General features: G+C 71.3%; 7 protein-coding genes. 6 read left to right on the forward strand and 1 reads right to left on the reverse strand.

All coding sequences use genetic code 11. From position 1 onward, the window contains the following. Positions 1-706, forward strand: a 706-nt coding sequence (locus RWR81_RS10650; protein WP_314457600.1) for a TIGR01777 family protein, incomplete at its 5' end; no start/stop codon positions are given. A gap of 199 nt (positions 707-905) precedes the next feature. Here the strand turns inward: RWR81_RS10650 and RWR81_RS10655 are convergent. After that, on the reverse strand, positions 906-1,805 hold the full coding sequence (locus RWR81_RS10655) for a methyltransferase domain-containing protein (RefSeq protein ID WP_314457602.1): 900 nt from the start codon (positions 1,803-1,805) through the stop codon (positions 906-908). Between the two features lie 185 nt (positions 1,806-1,990). On the opposite strand from RWR81_RS10655, the gene gdhA reads away from it, so the two are divergent. The 5 genes from gdhA (at position 1,991) to RWR81_RS10680 (ending at position 10,402) form a co-directional block, all read left to right on the forward strand. Beyond that, a complete protein-coding gene (gdhA, locus tag RWR81_RS10660) occupies positions 1,991-3,328 on the forward strand; it encodes an NADP-specific glutamate dehydrogenase (protein WP_314457604.1) in 1,338 nt (445 codons plus the stop codon). A 263-nt stretch (positions 3,329-3,591) separates the two neighbouring features. Beyond that, on the forward strand, positions 3,592-5,925 hold the full coding sequence (locus RWR81_RS10665) for a 5'-nucleotidase C-terminal domain-containing protein (protein ID WP_314457606.1): 2,334 nt from the start codon (positions 3,592-3,594) through the stop codon (positions 5,923-5,925). A 360-nt stretch (positions 5,926-6,285) separates the two neighbouring features. Then, positions 6,286-7,050: a DeoR/GlpR family DNA-binding transcription regulator gene (locus tag RWR81_RS10670; protein WP_314457608.1), complete on the forward strand. Its 765-nt coding sequence runs from the start codon at positions 6,286-6,288 to the stop codon at positions 7,048-7,050. Then, entirely contained in the window at positions 7,047-8,057 is a 1,011-nt protein-coding gene (locus RWR81_RS10675; RefSeq protein WP_314457610.1) for a 1-phosphofructokinase family hexose kinase, read from the forward strand. Before RWR81_RS10670 ends, RWR81_RS10675 begins: the two co-directional genes overlap by 4 nt. Positions 8,058-8,275: 218 nt before the next feature. Then, positions 8,276-10,402 carry a fructose-specific PTS transporter subunit EIIC gene (locus tag RWR81_RS10680; protein ID WP_314457612.1) on the forward strand — a complete coding sequence of 709 codons (2,127 nt, stop codon included), beginning with the start codon at positions 8,276-8,278 and terminating at the stop codon, positions 10,400-10,402. Positions 10,403-10,531: the final 129 nt, after the last annotated feature.

Genomic DNA, 10,531 nt, shown 5'->3' on the forward strand with positions numbered 1-10,531 from the left:
CCCCTGGACACCGGCGCGCCGTCGCGCGCTGGTGGTCTCACGCCTGTCCACCACCGCCCTCATCGCCCGGGTCGCCGCGGGCCTGCCCCCGGCGGGGCGGCCTGGGGTCCTGCTGAGTGGGTCGGCCACCGGCTTCTACGGGGATCGGGGCGATGAGATCCTCACCGAGGCGTGCGGCCCGGGTGAGGGGTTCCTGTCCGAGCTGTGCCTGCGTTGGGAGGCCGCTGCGGGCCCGGCGGCACGGGTCGGACTGCGCACGGTCCAGTCCCGCACGGGCCTGGTGGTCAGCCCCTCTGGCGGGCTGGGCAGGATCCTCGGCGCTGCCTACCGGGTGGGGGCGGGGGCCAGGCTCGGCCGCGGCGACCAGTGGCAGCCGTGGATCGGGCTGGAGGACGCCGCGGCCGGGCTCCTATGGGCCATCGAGCACGACGACGTCCGCGGGCCGGTCAACCTGACCGCGCCCGAGCCCCTGCGCAACCGCGACCTCCACCGGCTGCTGTCCCGAGCCTGCGGCCCGCCCTCGATGACGGTGGTGCCCCAGGTCCTGCTGAACCGGGTGGGCAGGACCGGGGCGGCCGGCAGCATCGGCAGCATGCTCGCCGAGCTGCTCGGCGCCTCCCAGCGTGCGGTCCCCCATGCGCTGCTCGCCTCCGGCTTCCGCTTCACTGCGTCGGGCGCGGCCTCGATCTGGGGACTCGGCACCTGACTCCCGCCCCGGTGCCGTGGTGGCCATGATGCGGATATCGCGGTGTTGACTGCCTCACCTGCCGATGGAGGCGGGGGACGGGGCCCAGCGGCCGCCAGGGTGCGGTAACCCCGGCCCCGACGGGGGCCGATGTCGGAGCCGCCCTCCTCTCTGGCCGGCACGAAGACTCACGGTGCCGGCCGATCTCGTGCATCCGCCGTCAGGGCCGGGCGATGACCTCGCCATGGACGACGACGAACCAGGCGTCCTCGCTGCTGCCCCACTGCCGCCACGCCTCGGCCATCGTCTCCAGATCAGCGCTGCTGGCCAGGCCCAGCTCGACCGCCTGGGGGCCGAAGGAGACCAGGCACCGCTGTGCCCAGGTCTCCGACTGCCAGGCCCGGTCGGCGGGCGTGGCGTAGCACCAGGTGGAGGCCGAGGCCGTTACGTCGGTGAAGCCCGCCGCCCGGGTCCAGGACAGCAGCCGGCTCCCGGCGTCGGGCTCGCCCCCGTTGGTCCGGGCCGTGGCCATATAGACCGAGCGCCACAGGTTCATGCCCTCAGGCTCCGGGAACCAGGTCATGGCGGAGTAGACGGCGTCGCGCACCGCCACGATCCCGCCGGGACGGGTGACGCGCCGCATCTCGGCCAGAGCCCCCACCGGGTCACCGAGGTGCTGGAGGACCTGGTGGGCGTGGACGACGTCGAAGGAGTCGTCGTCGAAGGGCAGGGCCATGACGTCCCCAGCGGTCAGCTCCACCTGCCCGAACAGACCCCGTTCGGTCAGTATCGTGCGAGCCGCCTCCAGGGCGCCGGGAGCAGCATCCAGGCCCACGACCCGGCCGGGAGCGACGCGCTCGGCCAGGTCCGCGGTGATGGTTGCCGGCCCGCAGCCGACGTCGAGCAGGTCCAGGCCAGCGCTCAGGTGGGGGAGGAGATGGGCGGCCGAGTCCGCGGCGCCGCGGCGGGAGTGCGCGCTCAGGACCGCAGTGCCGTGACCGTGGGTGTAGCGGGCCGTTTCGTGGGCCTCGCTGCCGGGGGCACTGGGCGTCGTCGGCCCGGCTGAAGAGGCCGAGCTGCCTGACCTGTCCGGACTGTCTGAACGTGGCTGACTGCTCATGACCGGATCATCCGGGAACTGTGATCTCCGCTGCTTGAACGTCCGATATGCGGCCTTTTCGACGCGTATGTTTCCGCCGGATCGCGAGATGTTTCATCTCAGTGAACGTCTCGGTGGAAGTCTTCTCCCGGTGCCGCGGCGACCAGCCAGGTGCTGAGCTAATCCGCTAGGCGAAGGAGTCCCTCATGCAGGACGTTGTCGAGAAGGTCTACGAGCAGGTTGTCGCTCGCAACCGTGGAGAGGTCGAGTTCCACCAGGCCGTCCACGAGGTGCTGGAGTCACTCGGTCCCGTCATCGCCAAGCACCCCCACTACGCCGAGGGTGCCCTCCTGGAGCGCATCGTCGAGCCCGAGCGTCAGATCATGTTCCGGGTCCCGTGGGTCGATGACGCTGGCCAGGTCCACGTCAACCGCGGCTTCCGCATCGAGTTCAACTCCGCGCTGGGCCCCTACAAGGGCGGCCTGCGCTTCCACCCCTCGGTCAACGCCGGCATCATCAAGTTCCTCGGTTTTGAGCAGATCTTCAAGAACGCCCTGACCGCCCAGGGCATCGGCGGCGGCAAGGGCGGTTCCGACTTCGACCCGCACGGCCGCTCCGACGCCGAGGTCATGCGCTTCTGCCAGTCCTTCATGACCGAGCTGGCCCGCCACATCGGTCCCTCCACCGACGTGCCCGCCGGCGACATCGGCGTGGGTGGCCGCGAGGTCGGCTACATGTTCGGCCAGTACAAGCGCCTGCGTAACTCCTACGACGCCGGAGTCCTCACCGGCAAGGGCTTGGCCTGGGGCGGCTCCCTCGTGCGCACCGAGGCCACCGGTTACGGCACGGTGCTCTTCGCTCAGTCCATGCTCTCCACCAAGGGCGAGTCCCTCGAGGGCAAGAAGGTTATCGTCTCCGGCGCCGGCAACGTGGCGATCTACGCCATCGAGAAGGCCCAGCAGCTCGGTGCCACCCCCATCACCTTCTCCGACTCCTCCGGCTACGTCGTCGACGAGGCCGGTGTGGACCTCGAGCTGCTCAAGCAGGTCAAGGAGGTCGAGCGCGGACGCGTGGCCGACTACGTCGAGCGCCGCCCCGGCGCCCGTCTCGTGACCGGTGGATCCGTGTGGGACGTCCCCGGCGACGTCGCCCTGCCCTGCGCCACCCAGAACGAGCTCGACGGCGACGCCGCGGCCACCCTGCTGCGGGGCGGCTGCGGCGTGGTCTCCGAGGGCGCCAACATGCCCTCCACCCCGGAGGCCGTCGAGGCCTTCCAGGAGGCCGGTATCCTGTTCGGTCCCGGTAAGGCCGCCAACGCCGGTGGTGTGGCCACCTCCGCCCTGGAGATGGAGCAGAACGCCGGCCGCACCCGCTGGGACTTCGCCACCGCCGAGTCCAAGCTGACCGGCATTATGGCCGACATCCACGACTCCTGCGTCGCCGCGGCCGAGGAGTACGGTCGCCCCGGCGACTATGTGCTCGGCGCCAACGCGGCCGGTTTCACCCGCGTTGCCGACGTCATGATCGCCCACGGAATCGTCTGATACCCGGTCGATCCGGTCCTGCGCCCATAGCGACGGCGTCCGTCGCCTCCGAGAACGAGGCGGCGGACGTCGTCGTTGTTGGGTGAACAGGGAAGGGGCGGTTCCGGCCACCGACGGACCCGGGTAGTCCTGGTCTCGTGAAAAAGACTGCGCAAAGACGGCAGGAAGCATACGGTTGGGTGTGCCCCCTCCCCACCGTTGTCCCCGTATGACTGCCCCGACCACGATCCCAGCGCCTGACAGAGACTGCCTTAAGGATTGACATGCGACTGCTTCCCGCCCACGCCACCCGGGCCGGCGCTGCCCTGACCGTGCTCGCCCTGGTCGCCCTCGGCCCGCTCACTCTCCCCCCGACGGCCGGCGCCGCCGAACCAGCGCCACCCGCCGCTGCCCCGGCCGCCGGCGCCGCTTCTGCCACGACCATTGATCTGCTGGGCATCACCGACCTGCACGGCCACATCTCCCGCACCACCCAGACGGACCGTGACACCGGCCAGACCTCCGTCGAGGACCCCGGCGCCGTCACCCTGGCCTGCGAGGTCTCCGCCGCCCGCGCCTCCAACCCCAACACCCTGTTCGTCTCCGCCGGCGACTCCGTGGGCGGCTCGGCCTACGTCTCCTCCATCCTCCAGGACCGCCCCACCACCGAGGTCCTCAACGCCATGGGCCTGGACGCCTCCGCTCTGGGCAACCACGAGCTCGACCAGGGCCTGACCGACCTGGAGGACCGCATCCTGCCCGCCTCCGACTTCCCGGTCCTGGCCGCCAACGTCTCCGGCTCGGCGCCCCTGGCCGCCGAGGGCAACGGGCGGGGTGCCTTCATCAAGGAGGTCGACGGCGTGCGCGTCGGCTTCGTCGGTGTCGTCACCGACGAGCTGCCCACTCTCGTGTCGCCCTCGGCCCTGTCCACTCTCACCCTGAGCCCCGCGGTCGCCTCCGCCAACGCCCGCGCCGCCGAGCTCAAGGACGGCGACCCCGCCAACGGCGAGGCCGACGTCGTCGTCGTTCTCAGTCATGAGGACGCCGCCACCACCGCCACCGGCTTCGGCGGGAGCGTCGACGCCGTGTTCTCCGGACACACCCATGTGCCCTTCGCCCAGACCGTCACCGGCGCTGAGGGCAACCAGATCGCTGTCGTCCAGGCCGACCACTACGGCTGGGCGCTGGGCCGCATCCGCCTCAGCTACGACCCCGCCAGTCGGAGGACCACCGTGGTCAGCGCCGACAACGAGGACCTGCGCAGCTCGAGCTGCGCCACGGACGCCTATGGCGTCGCCGGGATCGTCACCCAGGCGGAGAAGGACTCCGCCATCGAGGGCGGCAAGCCGCTGGCCAAGATCGGGTCGGACTTCCTGCGCGGCTCGGACGGCTCCGGCCCCGGCGCCAACCGCGGCACCGAGTCCACCGCCTCCGACCTCATCGCCGACTCCTTCCGCAGCTGGCTCGCCACCGACATCCAGCCGACCGGCTCCACCCGCTACGTGGGCATCATGAACGCCGGCGGTGTGCGCGCCGACTTTCTTCACGCCGCCTCCGGTGCCGAGGGTGATGGCGTCCTGACCTCCGGCGAGGCCTACACGGTCCAGCCCTTCGGCAACGAGATGGCTTACACGATCCTCACTGGAGCGGACCTCAAGACCCTCCTGTCCCAGCAGTGGCAGCCCGGCTCCAGCCGGCCGGTGCTCACGTTGGGATTGTCGAGCAACGTCGACGTCCTCACCGAGGCGAGCACCCCGGGCGGCTCCGCTGCTCCCGCGATCCGCGAGATCCGGGTCGACGGCGAGCCGCTGGCCGACGGCGACACGCTCGTCGTCGCCTCCAACTCCTTCCTGCTGACCGGGGGCGACGGCTACACGGTCCTCAAGGACAAGCCGTCGACCAACACCGGCGTCCTCGACCGGGACGTCACCTCCGCCTACCTGGCCTCCTTCGGCGACCAACCCGTCAAGGCCGGCTACTCCAAGCGGCAGACCGGGATGAGCGTGACGCCCGCGCCCGCAGGCGCCGGGACGGTCACGGTCACCCTGGACTCCCTGGCCTACACCAACGCCTCCGAGCAGACCGCCGGCGCCCGACGTGTGCGTGTGAGCTCGGGGAGCACGGAGATTCTCCGCCAGGACCTCGACCTCACCATCGACCCCACCGGCCCGACCACCGGCAAGGCCGCCTTCGACCTCGCGGTCCCAGCCGACGCTCCCACCCGCGCCTGCCGTACGGCGCAGGCCGCCACCTGCCGCTGGGTCTCGGTCGAGACCCTCGACTCGGCGGGCGCGGTCCTCAACAGCTTCTCCGTCGAGGTCGCCGCCGATGCGGGTGACGGTGCCGGTGGTGACGCAGGTGGTGCCACGGGTGGTCACGCCATGCCGGCTCCTGAGCCGGGTGGTGCTGCAGAGCCGCCCGCGAGCGCGCAACCCATGTCCGCCGGAGCGGCCGGTACCAGCGTTCCGGAGTCGGCCCAGGCGCCTGCTCGGGCGGCCGCGCCGGAGAACGGCAGCCGGCTGGCTCGCACCGGTGCCTCGCTCGGCGCGGGATCTCTCGCGCTCTCCCTGCTCGCCGTCGGCGGCTACCTGAGCCTGCTCCGGCGTCGCTCGGCCTGAGGCCCGTCCTCGATCCGTGCGCCCATGGTGGCGTCCGTGTCCACATCTGCCGCAAAGAGCCTCTCGGTTGAGCGAGACCGTTGCTAAAACCGCGGGATCATGCGGTTTTCCTTCGGTGACCAGACTGTGTTGCGGGTCTTTGCGGCAGATGTGGACAGCGCCTGTCTGTATCGCCGATCCCGGCGGCCCCTGTCGGACAGACCCCTGTGTTCGGAACAACCGATTGAATGTATTGTGAGTCACTCGGGGGTAGACATGAATGTCTGAACGGACATACACTAATGTCTGCTCAAACATTTAAGGTGGGATCGATGTCCGAACAGGCATCATCTGCCGCCGACACCGACGTCAGGGGTGAGTATGCGCATCGAGGACAGGCACAACCGGATCGTGGAGCAGGTGCGCGGCGCAGGGCGCGTCCTCGTCGCTGAGCTCGCCGAGCGCTTCGACGTCACCCCTGAGACGATCCGCCGCGACCTGACCGCCCTGGACCGTTGCGGCGCCCTGCGCAAGGTCCACGGCGGTGCTATCCCCGCCCCCGCCCTGCCGGAGACCGGCGTGGCCCAGCGCGAGCAGGTCAACACCTCCGCCAAGCAGTCCATCGCCCGCGCCGCCCTGGAATGGTTGGGCCCGGAACCCGGCACCACTGTCCTGGTCGACGCCGGCACCACCACCGGGGCGCTCGCCCGCCTCCTGCCTACCGACCGGGAGCTCACCATCATCACCAACTCCGTCCTGACCGCGGCCTCCCTGGCCGCAGTCGGGCACACCCGGGTGAGGATCCTGGGCGGCCAGCTGCGGGGGCTCACCCAGGCCGCCGTCGGCTCTGAGGCCGTCGAGGCACTCTCCGCCCTGCGCGTCGACGTTGCCCTCCTGGGCGCCAACGGCGTCAGCGCCGCCCACGGGCTGTCCACACCCGACCCCGACGAGGCCACCGTCAAACGCGCCATGGTGCGCAGCGCCCGCCAGGTGGTGGCCCTGGTCGACTCCACCAAGATCGGCCAGGAGCACCTGGTCTCCTTCGCCTCCCTGGCCGACGTCGACCTCCTGGTCACCGACGTCGAGCTCCCGCCCGCACTGACCGAACAGCTCGCCACCACCGAAACAGAGGTCCTTGTCGCATGATCCTGACCCTCACACCCAACCCGTCCCTCGACCGCACCGTCTCCCTTGCCGGGCCCCTCCAGCGCGGCGCCGTCCAGCGCCTGACCGGCGTCGTCATGGAGCCCGGGGGCAAGGGCGTCAACGTCGCCCGCGTCCTGTCCAACTCCGGGCGCGCCGCCACCGCCGTCCTGCCCGCCGCCGAGTACGACCCCATTCTCACCGCACTCGACGCCCTCGAGCTGCCCGGGCTCACCGTTCACCCGGTGCCGGTGGCCGGCGCCGCCCGCATCAACACCGCTGTCACCGAGCCCGATGGCACCACCACCAAGCTCAACGAGCTGGGGGCGGGCCTGAGCGAGCAGGAGATCGACGCCGTCGAGCACGCCCTGCTGGAGACCCTGGCGACCACGCCGCTGCCAGCCGGAACCACTCCCCACCACTGGGCGGTCCTGTCCGGCTCCCTGCCGCCGGGCGTGCCGACCGACTGGTACGCGCGCCTGGTCAAGCTGCTGCGCGAGGCCGCCCCAGGGCTGTGCATCGCCGTCGACACCTCCGACGAGCCCCTGGCCGCCCTGGCCGCCGAGCTGCCCGACTCGGCCCCCGACCTCATCAAGCCCAACGGCGAGGAGCTCGGCCAGCTCACCGGTCTGCCTGCAGAGCGCGCCATGGCCCTCGAGGAGGGGGCTGCCGAGGGGAGTTACGGCCCCGTCGTCGACGCTGCCCGCCTCCTGGTGGGCCTGGGAATCGGGGCCGTCATGGTGACGCTCGGGCCCGCTGGCGCTGTCCTGGTGACCGCCGACGGGGCCTGGCACGCAACCGCCCCGAAGGTCCCGGTGGTCTCCACCGTTGGGGCCGGGGACTCCTCCGTGGCCGGCTACATCCTGGCCGATGTCAACGGCGGCGACGAGGCCGAGCGCCTGAGCTCGGCCATGGCCCACGGATCGGCCGCCGCCTCCTTGCCCGGCACCACCCTGCCCACGCCCGCCGACCTGCCCGAGCAGTCATCCGTCGTCACCCGTCTCGAATGAACCGGCGGCGCCGGCAGGTCTCAGGGAGCACTGGCACCGCCGCCGTCGATCGCCGTTGACCGTCCCCAGCACCACCGCCCGAAGCCGACCGTCCCCAACCTCCACCTGTCCACCACCTGATCACCACCCGTTCATCACCCGCCTCTGACCACCCCCGAATATCTTTGACACGCAACCGCCGCCTGCAGGGCGGAAGCACTCGGACACCAAGGAAGACAATGACCGAGAACACCCCACTGATCATCCCCGAGCTGGTCGCGCTCGACGCCGACGCCGGCCCGGGCAAGGAAGACGTCATCGAGTTCCTGGCCGCCACCGTGGCCGGCGCAGGCCGGGCCTCCAGCCCCGACGGCCTGGCCGCCGACGCCAAGAAGCGCGAGTCGACCGCCCCCACCGGGATCCCCGGTGGCATCGCGATCCCGCACTGCCGCAGCGCTCACGTCCTGGCCCCCAGCCTCGGCTTCGCCCGCCTGGCGCAGCCGGTCGACTTCGGGGCCGCCGACGGGCAGGCCGCCGACCTCGTCTTCATGATCGCGGCCCCCGACGGCGCCGACGACTTCCACCTCCAGCTCCTGGCCAAGCTCGCCCGCGGCCTCATGCAGTCCGAGTTCACCGACGCGCTGCGCCAGGCGGCCGACGCCGACGAGGTCGCCCGGATCGTCACCGGGCAGGTCCAGCCCGAGCTGCTCGACGGCGGGGGAGGGTCTGAGGAGGCGACCGGTGCGGATTCAGGAGGTGCCGTAGAACCGACCGACAAGCCCACGGTCGATGCGTCGTCGGCCCCGGCGGCGGGCGAGACCGTCATCGTGGGCGTCTCCTCCTGCCCCACCGGCATCGCCCACACCTTCATGGCCGCCGAGGCCCTGGAACAGGCCGGCAAGGACCGCGGCATCACCGTGGCCATCGAGGGACAGGGGTCGGGAAGGATCGACGCCCTCGACCCCGACCTCATTGAGCGCGCCACAGCCGTCATCTTCGCCCACGACCTGCCCGTCAAGGGACGCGAGCGCTTCGCCGGTAAGCCCGTCATCGACGTCGGTGTCAAGGCCGCCGTCAACGACGCCGGATCCCTTGTGGACAAGGCCTTGGCCGCGGCCGACGACCCGAGTGCGGCCCGCGTGCCGGCCGGCAGCGAGTCGAGTGAGGAGAATGAGGAGGTCTCCGAGCACTGGGCGCGGCGCCTCCAGCGCTCCGTCATGACCGGGGTGTCCTACATGATCCCCTTCGTGGCCGCCGGTGGTCTGCTCATAGCCCTGGGCTTCCTCCTGGGCGGGTACGACATCGCCCTGACCCCTGAGGGCGCTGACAAGTCCGTGGCCGAGGCGGTCGCTCACGACTACACCCTGTGGAGCCTGCCCGGCTCCGTGGAGGGTGCCGCCCACTCCGGGCTGACGCTCTACCTCGGCTCGGTGTTCTTCCTGCTGGGGCAGGCAGCCATGAACTTCCTCGTCCCGGCGCTGGCCGGTTACATCTCCTTCGGCCTGGCCGGCAGGCCCGGCATCGCGCCCGGTTTTGCCATGGGTGCCATCGCCGTGTCGGTCGGTTCCGGATTCATCGGTGGTCTCATCGGCGGTATCCTCGCCGGCTACGTGGCCGCCTGGCTCGCCGGGCTCAATGTGCCGGCCTGGTTGCGCGGGCTCATGCCCGTGGTCGTCATCCCGCTGGGGACCACGCTGTCGGTGGGCGCTGTCATGTACATGCTGCTGGGGCGGCCCCTGGCCTCTCTCATGACCGCACTGCAGGACGGTCTGACCTCCATGTCCGGAGGAGGCTCCGCCGTGCTGCTCGGCGTCATTCTCGGGCTCATGATGTGCTTCGACCTGGGTGGGCCGGTCAACAAGGCCGCCTATCTGTTCGGCACCGCGGGCCTGTCCGCCGCCGGCTCCGCCAACAACGCCCCCTACGAGATCATGGCCACCGTCATGGCCGCCGGCATGGTTCCGCCGCTGGCGATGTCCGCCGCGACCTTCCTGCGCTCGCAGCTGTTCACCAAGGCCGAGGTGGAGAACGGGCGCAGCGCCTGGCTGCTGGGGCTGTCCTTCATCTCCGAGGGCGCCATCCCCTTCGCCGCCGCCGACCCGCTGCGCGTCATCCCGGCCACCATGGCCGGCGGGGCGGTCACCGGAGCGATGACCATGGCCATGCACGTCGGATCGCGCGCGCCCCATGGCGGGGTGTTCGTCGCCTTCGCCATCACCAACTTCGCCGGCTTCCTCCTGGCGATCCTGGTCGGGGCGGCCGTGAGCACCGCGCTGGTCATCCTCCTCAAGGGCCTGGGACGTAACAAGAACGGCAGGAAGAGCGAGGACGGCGCCAAGGTGGAGCCCGCCGCAGCCGCCGCCTGATCCGGCGATCCTCATCACCGCGTCGTGGGGGGGGCCCCCCCCGGGGGGGGCCCCCCCCCCCCGGGGGGGGGCCCGGGGGGCGCCCCCGGGGGGGTGGGGGGGGGGGGGGGGGGGCGGGGGTGGGCGGGG

The organism is uncultured Actinomyces sp., assembly GCF_963526355.1.
Lineage (GTDB): Bacteria > Actinomycetota > Actinomycetes > Actinomycetales > Actinomycetaceae > Actinomyces.

Excerpts from the sequence above, each read along its gene's own strand:
- RWR81_RS10655 (WP_314457602.1), bottom strand. The coding sequence starts at position 1,805 with ATGAGCAGTCAGCCACGTTCAGACAGTCCGGACAGGTCAGGCAGCTCG.
- gdhA (WP_314457604.1), top strand. The coding sequence starts at position 1,991 with ATGCAGGACGTTGTCGAGAAGGTCTACGAGCAGGTTGTCGCTCGCAAC.
- RWR81_RS10665 (WP_314457606.1), top strand. The coding sequence starts at position 3,592 with ATGCGACTGCTTCCCGCCCACGCCACCCGGGCCGGCGCTGCCCTGACC.
- RWR81_RS10670 (WP_314457608.1), top strand. The coding sequence starts at position 6,286 with ATGCGCATCGAGGACAGGCACAACCGGATCGTGGAGCAGGTGCGCGGC.
- RWR81_RS10675 (WP_314457610.1), top strand. The coding sequence starts at position 7,047 with ATGATCCTGACCCTCACACCCAACCCGTCCCTCGACCGCACCGTCTCC.
- RWR81_RS10680 (WP_314457612.1), top strand. The coding sequence starts at position 8,276 with ATGACCGAGAACACCCCACTGATCATCCCCGAGCTGGTCGCGCTCGAC.